The sequence below is a fragment of the Mycobacterium celatum genome (assembly GCF_002101595.1).
Lineage (GTDB): Bacteria > Actinomycetota > Actinomycetes > Mycobacteriales > Mycobacteriaceae > Mycobacterium > Mycobacterium celatum.
Map to the genome: position 1 here is coordinate 90,615 of NZ_LQOM01000040.1, position 16,499 is coordinate 107,113.

The following is a 16,499-nucleotide window of genomic DNA, read 5'->3' on the forward strand; positions in this document are numbered from 1 at the left end:
CACGCGAAATGACGTACGCAGGAGATATCACGCCGCAGCAGGCATGGGAGCTGCTCAGCGAGAACCGCGACGCGGTGCTGGTCGACGTTCGCACCGACGCCGAGTGGCGTTTCGTCGGCGTGCCCGACCTGTCCGGCCTTGGTCGTGACGTGGTGTACATCGAGTGGAACCGCGCCGACGGCACCCGCAACGAGAACTTCGTCGACGAACTGCTGGAACGGGTCCCGCCGCGCGACGACCGGCCGGTGGTGTTCCTGTGCCGCTCGGGCAACCGCTCGATCGGTGCCGCCGAGGCTGCCACCGAGGCGGGCATCACCCCGTCCTACAACGTGCTGGACGGCTTCGAAGGACACCTCGATGAGGCGGGTCATCGCGGCGCGACCGGTTGGCGGGCAATCGGTTTGCCCTGGAGACAGTCATGAGCGCCGACGACGAGCGTTCGATCCGGGTTCCCCCTCCGCTGCCTGACGGCGTCGGCCCGGCCACCATCGGTGTGCGTGGTGGAATCTTGCGGTCGCAGTTCGAAGAGACCGCCGAGGCAATGTATTTGGCGTCCGGATACGTCTACGAGTCAGCGGCGGCCGCCGAGAAAGCGTTCACCGGCGAGGTGGACCGCTACGTCTACTCCCGCTACGGCAATCCGACCATCACGATGTTCGAGGAACGGCTGCGGCTGATCGAGGGGGCGCCGGCGGCGTTCGCCACCGCCAGCGGCATGGCGGCGGTGTTCACTTCGCTGGGCGCATTGTTGGGTGCGGGCGACCGGTTGGTCGCCGCGCGCAGCCTGTTCGGCTCGTGCTTCGTGGTGTGCAACGAGATCCTGCCGCGCTGGGGAATCGAGACGGTTTTCGTCGACGGCGATGACCTGTCGCAGTGGGAGCAGGCGCTGTCGGTGCCCACTGCGGCGGTCTTCTTCGAGACGCCGTCGAACCCGATGCAGTCGCTGGTCGACATCGCCGCCGTGGTCGAGATGTCGCATGCTGCCGGGGCAAAAGTGGTGCTGGACAACGTGTTCGCCACACCACTGCTGCAGCAGGGCTTCCCGCTCGGCGTCGACGTGGTGGTGTACTCGGGAACCAAGCACCTCGACGGGCAGGGCCGGGTGTTGGGCGGGGCGATCCTCGGCGACAAGGAATACATCGACGGTCCGGTGCAGAAACTGATGCGTCACACCGGCCCCGCGATCAGTGCCTTCAACGCCTGGATCTTGTTGAAAGGCCTTGAGACGCTGGCTGTTCGGGTCGAGCACGCCAATTCCTCGGCACAGCGTGTCGCCGAGTTCCTGGAGGGGCATCCTGCGGTGCGTTGGGTGCGCTACCCGTTCTTGCCGTCGCACCCGCAGCACGATCTGGCCAAGCGGCAGATGTCCGGTGGGGGCACCGTGGTGACCTTCGAACTCGACGCCCCGGAAAGTGCGGCCAAGCAGCGGGCGTTCGACGTGCTGGACAAGCTGCAGCTGATCGACATCTCGAACAACCTCGGCGACGCGAAATCGCTTGTCACCCACCCGGCGACCACCACACACCGGGCGATGGGTCCGGAAGGACGAGCGGCGATCGGCCTGGGCGACGGCGTGGTCCGGATCTCCGTCGGGCTGGAGGATACCGAAGACCTGATCGCCGACCTCGATCGGGCATTGAGCTAAGTCCCGTAACGATTTTCGCCAGCGGACGGTCGCCAATCGGTGAATAATCAAGTCAGCACCCGGAAAGGGGGCTGGTCTGTGGATCGTCGCAGCATCCTGAAGCTGCCGTTGCTGATGGCCGCAGGTACTGCGCTGGCCCGCGCACCCCGCGCCGCCGCGGAGGCAGGCCGGTGGTCGGTGGACCGTGCCAATAGCTGGTATCAAGCTCAGGGTTGGCTTGTCGGCGCCAACTACATCACCTCGAACGCCATCAATCAGCTCGAGATGTTTGCGCCCGACAGCTTCGATCCGCGCCGCATCGACACCGAGTTGGGCTGGGCTCGGCGGTGCGGGTTGAACACGGTGCGGGTGTTTCTGCACGACCAGCTCTTTGCACAGGATCGTCGTGGCTTTCAACGACGTCTGTCCCAGTTTGTGGGAATCGCGGCGCGCCACCGTATCAAACCGCTCTTCGTCTTGTTCGACTCCTGTTGGGATCCGCTGCCCAAAGCCGGTCGGCAGCGCGCGCCGAGGCCGGGCGTGCACAACTCGGGGTGGGTGCAAAGCCCGGGCGCCGAGCGCCTCAACGACGGGCGCACCCGCGGGCTGCACGACTACGTCACGGGCGTGTTGGCCCAATTCCGCGACGACGACCGCGTTTTGGGTTGGGATCTGTGGAATGAACCCGACAATCCCGCGCTCGTGTATCGCGATGTCGAGCTGACAAACAAGCAGGAGCTTGTCGCAGATCTGCTTCCCCGGGTGTTCCGGTGGGCCCGCGAGGTCGATCCGCGTCAACCATTGACGAGTGCCGTGTGGGACGGCAACTGGGCAGACCCGATGCGTCGCAGCGCAATCAGTGCCATACAACTGGAGCACTCTGACGTGGTCAGTTTCCATTGCTATGACGAACCGGTGCTCTTCGAAAGCCGGATTGCCGAGCTTTCCCCGCTGGGCCGGCCGATCCTGTGCACCGAGTACATGGCTCGCACTCGCGGCAGCACGATTGACGGAATCTTGCCGATTGCCAAGCGGCGCAATGTCGCCGCGCTCAACTGGGGCCTGGTCACAGGCAAGACCCAGACCTACTTCCCATGGGATTCCTGGGATCATCCCTACAGCGCGATGCCGAAGGTATGGTTCCACGACCTGCTACTGCCCGATGGGCGGCCCTACCAGAACAGCGAGATACAAACGATCCGTGGCCTCGTCGCGTCATCGCGCACGCCGATGACGCCGAGATAACAATTCGTCGACGATCGCAAGCGCGGCGGAGCCGGGCGCAACGGGTCGCCGCGTAACAATTAAGCGCGACGCGCACAGCAAATACCGGGTCCGTTGCCTGGGGCAACTTATGGTCACTTCGTGTACCGTCGAACGGTCCTGAAGCTACCGCTACTCATCGCAGCAGGAACAGCATTGACACCAACGCCGCGTATCGCCGCGGAGCCAAGCCGGTGGTCCGTGGACCGTGCCAATCGCTGGTATCAAGCGCAGGGTTGGCTCGTCGGCGCAAACTACGTGCCCTCCACCGCGATCAATCAGTTGGAGATGTTTCAGGCCGGCACCTTCGATCCCCGTCGCATCGCTGCCGAACTCGCTGTGGCCCGGCAACATGGCCTCAATACGATGCGCGTGTTCCTGCACGATCAACTCTGGGCACAGGACCGCCGGGGCTTCCAAACGCGTCTCGCGCAGTTTGTCGGGATCGCGGCGCGCCACCGGATCAAACCGCTTTTCGTCTTGTTCGACTCCTGCTGGGATCCGCACCCCAGATCCGGCCCGCAGCGCGCACCGAAGCCCGGCGTGCACAACTCGGGGTGGGTGCAAAGCCCCGGCGCGGAACGACTCGGCGACCGGCGCTACATCCCGGTGATGCAGGACTACGTCACGGGGGTGCTGAGCCAATTCCGCAACGACGACCGAATTTTGGGTTGGGATCTCTGGAATGAACCCGACAATCCGGCACGGGAGTACCGCTCGGTGGAACGGAGCGACAAGATCGAACTTGTCGCCAATCTGCTTCCGCAGGTGTTCGGCTGGGCTCGTTCGGTCAATCCCGCTCAGCCGTTGACCAGTGGCGTGTGGAACGGCGAGTGGGGAGATCCGGCAAGCCGCAGCGCAATCAGTAGCATTCAGCTGGACAACTCCGACGTGATCACGTTCCACTGCTATGACCAACCCGCGGCATTCGAGTCCAGGATCGACGAGCTTGCCCCGCAGGGGCGGCCGATGCTGTGCACCGAATACATGGCCCGCTCCCGGGGCAGCACCGTCGACGGCGTCCTGCCAGTCGCCAAGCGGCGCAACGTTGGTGCGATCAATTGGGGGTTTGTCGCCGGCAAGACGCAGACGTATTTGCCTTGGGACTCATGGGATCACCCATACGCAGCAGTACCGAAGGTGTGGTTTCATGACCTGCTGCGTCCGGACGGACGACCTTTTGCCGACGGCGAGATGCAAACGATTCAACGACTGGTTGCCATGTAGCCGGTCGGCACTGGCGTCGAATGGCCAGTTATCGCACGCTTTTTCGCGATTAGCGTGCGCTAACTTCCCACTCGAGGAAGTGGGAGCTAGCCGGCCGCCTCCTGCTCGGCTTCCTCGGCTTCTTCGGCGGCCGCCAGAGCTCCCTGCTGTCCTGCCTGCAGCTGTTGCATTGCCTGCCTGGCGTAGATCATCTGGCTTGTGATGGCCATCTGGCCGCGACTGTGCCCGAGGAATGTGATGAACCAGGCAATGACGGTGGTGAAACGGTTCTTGTGGCCGACCAGGTAGTAGAGGTGCAGCACCAGCCAGGCGAGCCAGGCAATGAAGCCACCGAATTCGATCTTGCCGACCTGCGCGACGGCGCTGAATCGCGATACCGTGGCCATGCTGCCTTTGTCGAAGTACTCGAACGGCTTGCGTGTCGCCGGATCGTCGTGACCCTTGAGCGCGCGTTTGATGCATTTTGTCGCGTAGTGCGCGCCCTGGATCGCGCCTTGCGCCATCCCGGGGACACCGGGCACGGCCATCAGATCGCCGACGACGAAGACGTACGGGTGACCCTTGACCGTCAGGTCGGGCTCCACCACAACCCTTCCCGCGCGGTCGACTTTGGTGCCGTCGGACTGCTCGGCAATCATCATGCCGAGCGGGCTGGCCTGCACGCCGGCCGACCACACCTTGCAGGCGCAGTCGATACGGCGCTCGCCGCCGTCCTTGTCCTTGACCGTGATGCCGCGGTAGTCGACGTTCGTCACCATTGCGTTGAGCTGGATCTCGACGCCCATCTTTTCAAGCCGCCGTTGTGCTTTGGCGCCCAGCTTCTCGCCCATCGGCGGCAGCACGGCCGGCGCCGCGTCGAGCAGGATCACCAGGCACTCGCTCGGGTCGATGGTGCGGAATGCCCCGGCCAGGGTGCGCTCGGCGAGTTCGGCGATCTGGCCGGCCAATTCGACGCCGGTGGGCCCGGCGCCGATGACGACGAAGGTCAGGCGGCGTTCGCGCTCGGCGTGATCCGTCGCGACCTCCGCCGCCTCGAACGCGCCGAGGATACGGCCGCGCAACTCAAGGGCATCGTCGATGGTTTTCATGCCGGGCGCGTAGGTGGCGAAATGATCGTTGCCGAAATAAGACTGCTGAGCACCGGCGGCCACGATGAGGCTGTCGAAGGGGGTCACCGTGTGAGCGGTCATCAGACGCGACGTGACGGTGTTTGCCTGCAGGTCGATCGCCTCGACGTCGCCCAGTATCACCCGGACGTTCTTCTGCTTCCGTAAGACCAGTCGGGTGGTCGGAGCGATCTCTCCTTCGGACAAGATGCCGGTGGCCACCTGATACAGCAGCGGCTGGAACAGGTGGCTGGTCGTTTTCGAGATCAGCGTGACGTCGACGTCGGCCCGCTTGAGCGCCTTGGCCGCGGCCAGGCCACCGAACCCCGACCCGATGATGACGACGCGATAAGGCTGGTCGGCAGTCGGCATATTCATCCTCTCTCAGGCGATTTCGGCGGCTGCAGCGCTGGCCTTGCCCAGGCGGCTCCACGGGCGCACATTGGCCTCGGCCATCTCCATCGCCTTGGCCGTGAACACCCGGAAGCCCAGATGCGGCTTGTATCCATGTATTTCGCGGGTGTCCAGCGCGCGAATGAACGCCAGGATCTGCCGGCTGAAGACTTGTCCGGGCACCAGAATCGGGAATCCCGGCGGATACGGGGTGACGAACGTGGCCGAGACCACCTGTTGCCCGGACTCCATCCGCTCCTCGACCTCGTCGCCGGAAAGATACTCGCAGAACGTGTCGTCGTAGCCGAGGTAGAACGCCCGCCGGACATCGCCGTCGGGAGTGGATTCGTTGCCGTCGTAGTGTTCGGTGAAACACGAATGGAATCCGCTGAAGTCCGGCAAGGGCGCCGACGGACTGGTCAGCCGCAGCACTGCCCGCTCGTGATGAGCGCGGTCGGTCAAACTCATGTCGGCGATCCGGTCGTCGAGCTCCTGGGCCAGCTTGACCAGAACCTCCACCAGGTAGGCCACCGAGCTGCGGGTGGTTCCGATGTTGGTCATGAACAGCACGGTGTTGCGCGACGTCTTGTTGATCTGCACGCCGTAACGGTCCATCAGCTCGGTGCGTTTGAAGGTGTCGCCGTCGATTCCGGTGCCGGCGATGTAGAGCGTGATGCGGCTTGGGTCGAGCACGAACTCGTCCTGCTCCCACGCGGTGGCCATGTTGCGCAGACCGGTGCGCAGCGGCTGGTCCAGACCGGATGGCCGGAACTCCGCCGGGATCATTTCGCCCGTCGACAGGCAATGCATGTACTTACTCAGCAGCGGGTGCTTGTCGATCGCGTCGCGCAGCTGCATGGCGTTCTCCACCTGCTTTTGCACCAGCTCCACGCCTTCCAGGTCCGCCTGGCGTCGCCCGATATCCAGGGAGGCGAGCACCTGGTAGTTCGGCGAGGTCGACGTGTGCGCCATGTAGGCCTCGTGGAAGGGCTCTTCGACCTTCTGGTCGAAATCCTGGTCGTAGACATGGATCATCGACCCCTGCCGCAGCGAAGTCAGCGTCTTGTGCGTGGACTGCGTCGCGTACACCCGTACCCGCGCGCTGGCCGGGTCGGGCAGCAGGCGGGTGTTCAGCAGCGTCTCGTCGTCGGCGCCGGCCATCTTCTCGGCGTAATCCAGGTAGGCCTTACGATGCTCCGGTGAGCGCAGCCGCTCACGGATCATCCGCGCCGCGTGCATGGCGGTGCGTCTGCGGTACACGTGATGGAACCGGGCGAACGCGAACCATGCTTCGTCCCAAAGGAATACGAGGTCCGGCTTGATCGCCAGGCATTCCTCCATCACCCGCTCGACGTCGTAGACGATGCCGTCGAACGTGCAGTTGGTCAGCGTCAACACCTTGACGCGGTCCAGCTTTCCGGCGGCGCGCAGCGCCAGCAGCCGGGATTTGATCTCGCGCAACGGAACCGCGCCGTACATCGAATACTGGTTGAGCGGATACGCGTCCAAATAGGTGACCTGGGCGCCGGCCATCATCAGCCCGTAGTGGTGCGACTGGTGGCAGTTGCGGTCCACCAGCACGATGTCACCGGGAGCCACCAGCGCCTGTTCGACGATCTTGTTGGCGGTCGAGGTGCCGTTGGTGACGAAGTAGGTGTGCTTGGACCCGAAGGTGCGGGCGGCCTGCGCCTGTGCCTCCCGCAGTGGCCCGGTGGGCTCCAGCAGCGAGTCGAGCCCGCCGCACGTGGCTGAGGTTTCGGCCAGGAACACTTCCAGCCCGTAGAAGTCGATCATGTCGGTGATCCAGTGCGAGCCGACGATCGACTTGCCCTGCGAGATCGGCAGCGCGTGGAACACCCCGGTCGGGCGGTGGCTGTATTCGCGCAGCGCCGAGAAGAACGGCGTGCGATAGCGCGCGGCGATCCCCTCCAACAGGGACAGGTGCTGGTCGAGCCCGGCCTCGCCGCCGTGGAAGACCCGCCGGAAGTGGTGGCCGAGCCGGGCGGCGACGTCCTCCACCTCGAGCTCGGTGATCAGGTACAGGTCGATCTCGGGCCGGCTGTCCTTGATGGCCTGGGCCAGGATCGCGGCCCGCTCCTCGGGCGAATGCTCGGCCAGATCCTCGGCGATGTGTGCGTCCACGAAGTGCGACAGCGACGACAGGTCGCGGCGTGAGCGATGAGCGAACCGCCGGGTGATCGCGCATGCCTGCACGCTCGCGTTGAGCCGCGCGGCGATCACCGCCTCGTCGCCGCTGCCGACCACCACGATTTCGTAGACGAACGCGTCGTCCGGCCGACGACGGGCGTGAATCTCGTTGCGCAGCGCGCGTTCCTGCGCCTCGGTCATCGTCGCCACGATCAGCAACTCGAAGTACGGGCGGGCGGACCGGTGCAAGCCGAGCACCTCGAGGGCGCCCTCGTCGGGGCCGAGTGCGTCGGTCTCGCTCTCGAGCGGCGATGTCAGCAGGCCGCTGCGGTACGACTCGGTGACCAGCGCCCGGTTGATCTTCGAGACCGCCCTGCCGAACGCCTCGTAGGCACCGGTGGTGAAGAGTCGCAGCGTCTGCCCGAAAACGTGGATGCCGGGGAAGGCCCAGTACCGTTCGAACGGCCGCAATTGCGCCAGCAGCCCCTCGACCAGACCGGTCAACTCGGTGAGATCGTTGCCGCGCGCCGCGGTGATCGCGAGCCGCCTGCTCGCCTCTTCGAGCCGGCACCAGGCATCGGCGCGGAACTGCCACGCGGTGTTGTAGGCATGCGGAATTACGTCAGCCATCTCAAGCCTCCACCCCGATGGTCGCTATGCCACCAGGCTAGGCCGATGCCGCAGTTCAGGTTGGGTTTTGCGGGACTCAGTCCTTGTGCTCGACGACGCCGGTCGCGTGTTGGGCACGGTTCTCATAAGCCGCCCGCGCGGTGGTGTCGACGTTGAGGAAAACCGTGTCGGTGCCCGCCTTCTTGCCCAGCCAGCGACGGCTCCGCGCCGGCAACAGCAGCGTCAGCATGCCGATGACCCGTGACGAACCCGGAACGGACACTTGGGCTTTCGGTTTGTCGAGGACTTTGACGATCGCCGCGGCGACATCCTCGGGCTGCACCGGCTTGGTCGCGGCCGTGGTGTGGGTGCCCGAAATCAGCTCGGTGTTGGTGAATGTCGGCAGCACAGCGGTGACGTCGACGCCCTGTGAGGCGAATTCGTCGGCCATCGCGGAGGTGAGCCCGACGACCGCGAACTTGGTGCCGGCGTAGACCACCTGGCCCGGCACCGCCACGATTCCGGCCATCGAGGCGATGTTGACGATGTGCCCGCTGCGGCGCTTCACCATCTCGGGCAGCACCAGCTGACAACCGGTGAGCACGCCGTAGAAGTTCACCTCGATCGACGAGCGGATGGCATCCTGCGAGAGCTCCAGGAACGGCCCGACCGGCATCACGCCGGCGTTGTTGATCAGCACGTCGATGTGTCCGCCGCCGTCGGCGCGGGCCTTGTCGAGGAACGCGGCAAACGATTCGCGGTCGGTGACGTCGAGCGGATGACCCGACACCGAGCCCAGGCCGCTGATGTCCTTGACGGCCTGCTCGAGGACGTCGACGTCGCGGTCGCCGATGACCACCCGCGCGCCGCGCGCCAGCAGCGCCTTGGCCGTCGCGTACCCGATCCCGCGGGCAGCACCGGTGATGACGACGGTCTTACCCCTGATGTTGTCCATGGCGACGGACTTTACAGGTGTCAAGTTCTGTGCGGAAGAGCCTGCCGATTGCGGCGCGAGCGTGTTCAGGCGCGGCGTTCGGCGGCGGTGATGCCGCCCTTGAGGAGTTCGTCGATGACCTTCCTGAACAGGGGCAGCATCAGCCGGTCAACACCGGGGATCTTCATCGTTGACCGTAAATGCCAGCTGACCTCGGTCCCTCTGTCTGCTTCACGCAGCTGGATCGTGCCGATGTGATTCCGTGTCGGTGCGCCTGAGAGCATCCTGTACGCGTAGCGGGTGGGTCGCTCATACTCGATGATCTCCTCGACGAATGGGGGTCCGATCACCACCAGACGTCTGATCGCGCCGACACCGTTTGGTGCGGGGGTTCCCTCACGATCGAGCGTGCTGCGCCGGCATGCCCACATGTAGTCGGCGATCCCGCGGTGGTCGGTCATGGCGTCGAACACGGTCTCGATCGGCGCCGTGGAGGTCCGGGTCAGGGTGAACTCAATCATCCGCAGTCCATGCTGCCGATACGCGCTGCCGGTATCCGGTTGTCCGCCGTCATGATCCGTCCCTTCGATGAGCGCGCGCCGACCTTACGTTCGACCGGTCGAGTTCTGCGCGCCGGTGCGCTCGCGGCAGCGCTGGAGAACCTTGATGACCTCACCGGCGGAGCGCTGTCCAGATTCAACCGCGCCGTCGATGGAGCCGGTTGCGCATCGAGCTGTTTCACTGCCGGCCCAATGCAGCGGTCCCACCGGTGCGCGCAGCGCCGCCGCGTACCGGCTCAGCGTCGAGGGCGCAGTAAACGCGGCGTAGCACCCGCGAGTGTATTGTTCGGCCGCCCAGTCGTGTTCGATGTAGCCGATGGGTTTTGTGGCCGTGGGCCCGAAGTACGCGGCCAAATCGCTCAGCACTCGGGCTCGGCGATCGTGATGTGAGAGCCGGGCCGCCGCATCAGCGTAGCGTGCCGCCACGAAGACCACCAGCACCCCGGGGCATCCACTGGCGGGGGTGTTGTCCAAGACGGTCCCAGCCGCTCGGCGGTTGGAGCTGGCTTGGCCGCTAAAGCCATCGCCGCGCCAGAACGGCTCGTCGTAAACGACGTTGGTCTTGATCACCCGGCCCATCGGCATCCGCTGGGTCAGTTGGTCACGATCTGCGGGCAACGCGGGGTTGTAGCGGATGCGCCCACTGAGCACCGGCGGGATTGCGAAGATGGCTTGTCGCGCCGACAGAGTGGTCGAATTGGCACACCGAATTCGGACGCTGTCGTCATCCCAATCCACGTCGGTCGCAGGACAGTTCAGATGGATCGTGTCGCCCAATTCGGCCGCCAGGCTCAGAGCGATCCGCTGCGACCCGCCGACGATGCGGTCCTGCAGCGCCCCGCCCCGAGTGCTGATCATCGCCTCCAGTCCGCCGTTGGCGGCGAGGTAGGAGCAGGCCCACAGCGCCGAGAGGTCTTCGGGTTCGGCCGCAAAAATGGCGCGAGTGACAAGCCGCAGGAACTCGCGCCCACCTCTGGTGTGGGCGTGCCCACCGATCCAGGTGGCAAACGTCTGACCATCCAAGGCGGCCGCTCGGTCACCGACGGCATCGCCGGGCGCCGACAGCCTGCGCCCGAGGCGTTGTAGCCGCCATGAACCGTAACCGATATCGGCGAGCACCACCGGATTCAGGCGCGGGATGCGCCCGCTGTAGGTCACCCTCCGACCATTTAGCTCGAGCACGTGCCAACCATCGGTGAAGGTGGGAAACAGTGAAAGCCCAAGCTCGGCGATCAGATTCAAGATCCGGGTGTGGCCGGGGCCGACCCACTGCCCACCGGCCTCGATGGGCGCACCATCGGGCAGCGCCGCGTTGAGCAGCCGACCACCCACCCGGTCGCGGGCTTCCAGCACCGCGACTCGGTAACCGCCGCGCACCAGATCGCGGGCCGCGACCAGGCCCGCGACTCCAGCGCCCACCACCGCCACATCGAAATCAGGCTGTGTCATAGCCTTTTCACGAAGCTGTTGGGCCCGAACCGAAGCGAAGTCGTCGCATTCCTCGGCGACTTCGGGTTTTTGACCAACGGGATTGCGACCACGCCTCATCTACCGGCGTTGAGTCTGCGGCTCGGCTTCCACCGCGGCCTTGATCCGCTCCAGGGTGGTGCGCATTGCCCGCTCGCGCCCCTCATTACGATTCCGCATCACATAGTCCTCAAACAGGCGCACATCGGGTGGCCAACTCTTGGCGTCGAACGACTCGGTGACCTCTGTGCCACCGTTGGTCGGCACCAGCCGGTAGCTCCAGCGCACGATCTCTTTGCCGCCCCGTACCGTCGACCAAGACAGCTCCCGCCCGGGGTCTACGGTCATCACCTGACAGGTCATCGTCCAGCGCAGCCACCGCCGCCACCGGTTATAGCCCTTGAACCGGGCTCCTTCTTTGGCCGGCGAGCTGGCGCCGTCAAGCCAGCGCACCCGGTAACACTCTGGGCTCCATTCCCCCATGCGCTCCAAATCGGATAAGACCTGCCAGACTTTTTGCGGCGGCGCGTTCATACGCAGTTTCACTTCGCCGCTACGGGCACTGCTCATTGCCCTCACCTCCGTCGTGATCTCCGACTTTCGTTGTGGCCCCTCAGCCGATCGGAAACCGACCGATGGCCATCACGACGAGCGCTTTTCCTCTTCTTGCGCATCAAGTGGTCGTAGGCCATGTCGGCGACCTCCTCGACGAGCCGGCCCCAGCGATCCCCGCCGGGGTCGTTGGCGATCTGCTGGTCGACCAGCCCAGAGCTGACCGCGGTCAACAGGTCCTCGTCGGCCTGATCCAGTGCAAGACCCGCGGAAGCCAGGTTCGTGCCAAAGATTTCGAGCACCTCGATCGCCTTGGCATACGAGGCTTCTGACGGCTCGAATCCGGGGATGGTGCGTTGAAACAGCAGCAGGTAGCGGACCGGGTCCGAGGTGCAGAAGTCAAAGAAAATGCGAAAGCCGGCCCGCAACCGATCCCGGGCCCCGTGCGGCAGTTCGGCGGTTCGCAGTTTAATGAACTCAAGGAACTCCTCGTTGCCTTGAGCGAACATCGCATCGTAGATCGCGTTCTTCGAGGCAAAGTAGGTGTACAAAGACGGCACCCGCATCCCGACACGGGCCGCCACATCACCCAGCGTCAGCCCTGCCAAACCCCTTTCCCTGGCCACCTCCCAGGCAGCGTCGATGATCTCCAGCTTGGTGGCCTGATGCCGGGCCGCCCTCCGATCCTGACTCGGATCGCCTAATGGCATAAGGTGATCTTAACTGTGTTAGGCAATCATGGTCAAGGACAGCCCTCGCGGTGATCACCCGCCCAAAGCAAAACCGCATCCGCACGAAAATGGAGGCGCAAGCATTTGCCGCGCCGGTCAGAGCCCCGAAAAGCTGCAAGACGACGCTGGCACCAAGCTTTCGAGTGATTGCCTACGACATGGTCGAGGTCTGTTACAGCAGCGCGACGACGACGTCAGCCAGATGGGACTTTCACATCGCGTAAACTCACGCGCAAGTGAGCGGAACCGACGTCAAGACGCAATTACACCGCTTCTGGGACACCACCACAGAACATAGCCGCTGCAACTCTTTGACAGGCTGTGAACGGCGCGGCTAGCGCAATGTAGGTGAGGATCTCCATCACACCCGACCCGGGGGAACGACCGACTACGAAACCGCCGGATCACAGATCGCCGAAAACTAAAAGCTCACCAGCCCACAGGTTTTGACAATTCCTTATCAAGGGTAGCCGAGTATCTCCTCGACATAACGCTTTAACTCCGCAGCCTGGGTGAGAGATATCCAGACCTGGCGCTAGTCGAGGGCCCTGTACTTGTGATCGGTGATGATCCTTACGCCGATGATTTGTTCCCACGGCTGAACGGGATACTCTTCGCGAAATTCGGACGGTAGTTGGGAAGCGGTCTCGCCGATGCGGCCGAGAACGGCCTCTGCCGCCCGTTGCTGGCGCCACTGCGTCAACAAGCGCTCTCGACCGTCGGCCACCAATTCAGCTGCCTCCCCGCAGAATTCGCATAGATCATCGAGTCGGTCAACGAGGCGATCACCATATTTGTCCACAAGGTAACCGCGGCGGGTGCAATGCGGCATCAGACGGGCACCGCGTCTGCGGCGACTCGGTGACCGAACCGCCCCCGCAGGGCGCCCTCGCTGACGACTTCGACCGGCACGCCGAGCAGTTCGCGCAAGTCACGCTGCAGGAGGGCAACATCACCCAGCGATGCATCCGGTCGAAACCTCACCACCAAGTCGATATCACTATCGGGGGTGTCCGTTCCACGCGCGACCGAGCCGAACACCCTCGGGCTGTCTGCACCGTACTTGCAGGCAAGAGCCCGGATCTCGTCGCGGTATCGACGCACCAGTTCCGATGGGCGCACCCGCGTCGCATCCTCGATCATGTCCAAGACTCGCGGGGTCACCGTCCGTGCTCCGCTTTCGTAGGCGGACAGGTGCGGTTGCGCGATGCCGGTGACGTCGGCGAGCTGCGCCTGCGTCATTCCTGCCCGTTCACGAAGGGCCCGAATGCGGTCGGCGCTCACGCAATTGAATATACCATCTATGGTATGTCGCCGTAGCGATGGCCTTCGCGGGCTCGACTGGGCTTCAGCCCTCTTCGTCCGATTCGTAGGCGATGTCGAGCCGCTGTTCGGGGCGGCGCGTCTCTGTGCGCAGTGCCTTGCTGTAGTAAGCCTTGTCCGCCGCGATCAGCGGCGGCTGCACGATGCTGCGCGGCCACAGCCGGTTGACCCGGACCACGTCGATCTCGATCGCGTAGACGATGACCGTCGCCTGCAGCGCCAGCCACGCCAGCAGCCCCAGCACCACGCCGAAGAACCCGGCCACCGCCTGGGCGTGCCGCAGCTGATGCGCGACGACCACACCGGCGACCGTCAGCAGCAGCTGCCACGCCGCGGCGCTGATCGCGGCGCCGGGCAGCATCGCACGGGTGGGCACCTCGCCGCACGCCGCGACGCGGAACAGCGCCAGAAAAAACGCGGTGCCCAGCGCGGTGCCGACGACGAAACTGACCGTTCGCGCGGCCAGGCCGTCGAAGCCCCACGATGCTGCTTTTACCGCCGCGGCGCTCGATGCGCCGGTGACAACGACGATCAGCCCCATCAACAACAGCGTCCCGACGGTGCGCACATACCTGTTCGGGAACCCGGGCCAGTCGACCTTCGGAACCGCCCACAGTGTGTTGAGCGTGTTCTGCAGGGAGTACGCGAAGCCGCGGGCACCGTACAGCGAGCCCAGGATGCCGATGGTCAATGACAAGGAGTTGCCGAAGTTGGCCACCCCGAGCTGTTGGTGGATCTGCCCGCCGACGATGGGGAACTCCGCGAACGCCGAATTCACCAGGTGCTCTTGGAGTTTCGGGTGCGACCGCAGCACCACGCCGGCAATCGCGGTCAGTGCCAGCAGCAGTGGGAACGCTGCGACAAAGCTGTAGTACGCCAGCAGCGACACGTGATAGCCGGCCTGGTCGTCGCTGAACTTCTTCACCACCGCGATCGGGAACCCGACCACCGGGTGCCGTTGCTGCCACCGGTCGAAGCCGCGGGCGGCGCGTTCAATCGGGTTCACCCGGAGGGCATACCCACAAAGCGTCGTGGTTAGGCGCGTTTCGAGGCGCGTTCGTAGCGGCGCGTTTTCGGCGTCATCAGCAGTGCGCCGTCGGGACCGCCGGTGAACGTCAGTTCCCGGCGTAACCGTTGCCCAGGAACCAGGTCGAGCTCGAAGCCCTGGGCCAGCGTGGCGACGATCAGCGTGGCTTCCAGGGTGGCGAACCCGGACGCGACACACATCCGTTTGCCCGCGCCGAACGGGATGTGGGCGCGGCGCTGGCGGGGCTCGAAGTTCTCCTTCAAGAACCGTGCCGGGTCGAAGGTGTACGGATCGGTCCAGAAACGTTCGTTGTGGTGGACGCCGTGGATGAGGACGGCGACGGTGGTGCCGGCCTTGATCGGATAGTCGCCCAGGACGTCGTCGCCCTTCGCCACCCGGGCCAGCCCCATGATCGGCGGGTAGCGGCGCATCGCCTCGGCGACCACAGCCTGCGTCCACGGCAGGTTGTCGACGTCGTCCGCCGTGGGTTCGCGGCCGCCCAGCACCTCGTCGAGTTCGCGCCCGAGTTCGCTTCTGGCGTCCGGGTTTTCGCTGAGCAGATACCACGTCCACGCCAAAGCGGCCGCGGTGGTTTCGAAGCCGGCGCCGAGGAAGGTCATCAGCTCGTCGCGGATCTCCAAGTCGCTGTAGCGGTAGCCGGTTTCCGGGTCCTCGGCGGCCATCAGCAGGGCCAGCAGGTTGTCGGTCCCCGCCAGCTTGCCGCTGCGGTAGTCGGCGATCAGGCGATCGAGGAAACGCTCGATGCGCCGCAGCCCCAACACCGTGCGAGGCGCGAATAGCGCTGCCTCCCAGCGCAATGCGTTGATGGCCAGCCGGGGAGAGCGCAGCCGGTCGGCAACCCAGCGCAGCGGCCGTGATCCTCCACCGATGAATCCGTAGCCGAAAATGGTGAGCAGCCGGGCGAAGTCGACGCGCATCTGCTCGGCGAGCTCGCCGGTCAGGTCGATGCCGAACATGGTGCGCGCGATGACGTCCATCGTGATGTAGTTCATCTCGGCCGCGATATCGAACGGCTGACCGGCACGTTGCTCCCAGCGTTCGGTGGCGGCGAGCGCGGCCGCGGTCATCTGCGGGGCGAGCGCGTCGACGTTGCGCTTGGCGAAGATCGGCTGCACCAGCCGGCGGTTGCGCTGCCAGAGGTCGTCGTTGAGGTCGGTGACCAGGCCGCGCCCGAACGCCACGGCCAGCAGGTCGTATTCGGCGCTCTTGGCGTAGTTGTCCTGGTTGGACACCAGGACGTGGCGGGCGATGTCGGGGTTGCGCACGACGACGAACTTGGCCAGCGGAGCGCGGGCCACGATGATGTCGTCCTGGCCGGGCAGGCGGGCGGCGTAGTCGAAGATGGTGTGCCGGTAGCCCGCCCAGATTCCGGCCAGCGCCAGTCGCCAGGACTTGATCCAGCCGATCTTCGTGTGCTGCCAGCGGACGAAGGTCGGCGCCCAGCGCGGCGGATGGAGTTGTGGGCGTTCAGCGTGCATAGGCCACTCGCTTCCCGGTACCTCCGGTATACGGTA

General features: G+C 65.0%; 15 protein-coding genes. 4 read left to right on the forward strand and 11 right to left on the reverse strand.

What is annotated here, in order from left to right; all coding sequences use genetic code 11:
• Positions 1–8: 8 nt before the first annotated feature.
• From AWB95_RS18265 to AWB95_RS18280, 4 genes are all read left to right on the forward strand, one after another.
• Positions 9–422, forward strand: a complete 414-nt coding sequence (locus tag AWB95_RS18265) for a rhodanese-like domain-containing protein (RefSeq protein ID WP_062538802.1) — start codon at positions 9–11, stop codon at positions 420–422.
• On the forward strand, positions 419–1,645 hold the full coding sequence (locus AWB95_RS18270) for an O-succinylhomoserine sulfhydrylase (RefSeq protein WP_062538803.1): 1,227 nt from the start codon (positions 419–421) through the stop codon (positions 1,643–1,645). The genes AWB95_RS18265 and AWB95_RS18270 overlap by 4 nt, the downstream gene beginning before the upstream one ends.
• 78 nt (positions 1,646–1,723) lie before the next feature.
• The gene (locus tag AWB95_RS18275; RefSeq protein WP_062538804.1) at positions 1,724–2,869 is read left to right on the forward strand and encodes a glycoside hydrolase 5 family protein; all 1,146 of its coding nucleotides are present in this window, start codon (positions 1,724–1,726) and stop codon (positions 2,867–2,869) included.
• A 120-nt stretch (positions 2,870–2,989) separates the two neighbouring features.
• Positions 2,990–4,114, forward strand: coding sequence for a glycoside hydrolase 5 family protein (locus AWB95_RS18280; RefSeq protein WP_062538805.1), 1,125 nt, complete (start codon positions 2,990–2,992; stop codon positions 4,112–4,114).
• A gap of 86 nt (positions 4,115–4,200) precedes the next feature.
• Here the strand turns inward: AWB95_RS18280 and AWB95_RS18285 are convergent, their stop codons facing one another.
• From AWB95_RS18285 to AWB95_RS18335, 11 genes are all read right to left on the reverse strand, one after another.
• Positions 4,201–5,598, reverse strand: coding sequence for an NAD(P)/FAD-dependent oxidoreductase (locus tag AWB95_RS18285; protein WP_062538806.1), 1,398 nt, complete (start codon positions 5,596–5,598; stop codon positions 4,201–4,203).
• Between the two features lie 6 nt (positions 5,599–5,604).
• On the reverse strand, positions 5,605–8,391 hold the full coding sequence (locus tag AWB95_RS18290) for an aminotransferase class I/II-fold pyridoxal phosphate-dependent enzyme (protein WP_062538807.1): 2,787 nt from the start codon (positions 8,389–8,391) through the stop codon (positions 5,605–5,607).
• A 76-nt stretch (positions 8,392–8,467) separates the two neighbouring features.
• The gene (locus AWB95_RS18295) at positions 8,468–9,325 is read right to left on the reverse strand and encodes an SDR family oxidoreductase (RefSeq protein WP_062538808.1); all 858 of its coding nucleotides are present in this window, start codon (positions 9,323–9,325) and stop codon (positions 8,468–8,470) included.
• Between the two features lie 65 nt (positions 9,326–9,390).
• Positions 9,391–9,825, reverse strand: coding sequence for an SRPBCC family protein (locus AWB95_RS18300; protein ID WP_062538809.1), 435 nt, complete (start codon positions 9,823–9,825; stop codon positions 9,391–9,393).
• A gap of 84 nt (positions 9,826–9,909) precedes the next feature.
• Complete coding sequence (locus AWB95_RS18305) at positions 9,910–11,313, reverse strand: flavin monoamine oxidase family protein (RefSeq protein WP_062538810.1); 1,404 nt, start codon at positions 11,311–11,313, stop codon at positions 9,910–9,912.
• 99 nt (positions 11,314–11,412) lie between these two features.
• Positions 11,413–11,901 carry an SRPBCC family protein gene (locus AWB95_RS18310; protein ID WP_084706956.1) on the reverse strand — a complete coding sequence of 163 codons (489 nt, stop codon included), beginning with the start codon at positions 11,899–11,901 and terminating at the stop codon, positions 11,413–11,415.
• A 5-nt stretch (positions 11,902–11,906) separates the two neighbouring features.
• Positions 11,907–12,593, reverse strand: coding sequence for a TetR/AcrR family transcriptional regulator (locus AWB95_RS18315; RefSeq protein WP_062538812.1), 687 nt, complete (start codon positions 12,591–12,593; stop codon positions 11,907–11,909).
• A 556-nt stretch (positions 12,594–13,149) separates the two neighbouring features.
• Positions 13,150–13,416 (reverse strand): HepT-like ribonuclease domain-containing protein, encoded by a 267-nt coding sequence (locus AWB95_RS18320; protein ID WP_169714708.1) that lies wholly within the window; start codon positions 13,414–13,416, stop codon positions 13,150–13,152.
• Positions 13,417–13,445: 29 nt separating this feature from the next.
• Positions 13,446–13,898, reverse strand: a complete 453-nt coding sequence (locus tag AWB95_RS18325; protein ID WP_232315522.1) for a helix-turn-helix domain-containing protein — start codon at positions 13,896–13,898, stop codon at positions 13,446–13,448.
• A gap of 64 nt (positions 13,899–13,962) precedes the next feature.
• Positions 13,963–14,943, reverse strand: coding sequence for a YihY/virulence factor BrkB family protein (locus AWB95_RS18330; RefSeq protein WP_062538815.1), 981 nt, complete (start codon positions 14,941–14,943; stop codon positions 13,963–13,965).
• A 29-nt stretch (positions 14,944–14,972) separates the two neighbouring features.
• Complete coding sequence (locus tag AWB95_RS18335; protein WP_084706957.1) at positions 14,973–16,463, reverse strand: cytochrome P450; 1,491 nt, start codon at positions 16,461–16,463, stop codon at positions 14,973–14,975.
• Positions 16,464–16,499: the final 36 nt, after the last annotated feature.

Bases quoted from the DNA above. Each gene is read 5' to 3' on its own strand.
- AWB95_RS18265 (WP_062538802.1), top strand. From the start codon at position 9: ATGACGTACGCAGGAGATATCACGCCGCAGCAGGCATGGGAGCTGCTC.
- AWB95_RS18270 (WP_062538803.1), top strand. From the start codon at position 419: ATGAGCGCCGACGACGAGCGTTCGATCCGGGTTCCCCCTCCGCTGCCT.
- AWB95_RS18285 (WP_062538806.1), bottom strand. From the start codon at position 5,598: ATGAATATGCCGACTGCCGACCAGCCTTATCGCGTCGTCATCATCGGG.
- AWB95_RS18290 (WP_062538807.1), bottom strand. From the start codon at position 8,391: ATGGCTGACGTAATTCCGCATGCCTACAACACCGCGTGGCAGTTCCGC.
- AWB95_RS18295 (WP_062538808.1), bottom strand. From the start codon at position 9,325: ATGGACAACATCAGGGGTAAGACCGTCGTCATCACCGGTGCTGCCCGC.
- AWB95_RS18300 (WP_062538809.1), bottom strand. From the start codon at position 9,825: ATGATTGAGTTCACCCTGACCCGGACCTCCACGGCGCCGATCGAGACC.
- AWB95_RS18305 (WP_062538810.1), bottom strand. From the start codon at position 11,313: ATGACACAGCCTGATTTCGATGTGGCGGTGGTGGGCGCTGGAGTCGCG.
- AWB95_RS18310 (WP_084706956.1), bottom strand. From the start codon at position 11,901: ATGAGCAGTGCCCGTAGCGGCGAAGTGAAACTGCGTATGAACGCGCCG.
- AWB95_RS18315 (WP_062538812.1), bottom strand. From the start codon at position 12,593: ATGCCATTAGGCGATCCGAGTCAGGATCGGAGGGCGGCCCGGCATCAG.
- AWB95_RS18335 (WP_084706957.1), bottom strand. From the start codon at position 16,463: ATGCACGCTGAACGCCCACAACTCCATCCGCCGCGCTGGGCGCCGACC.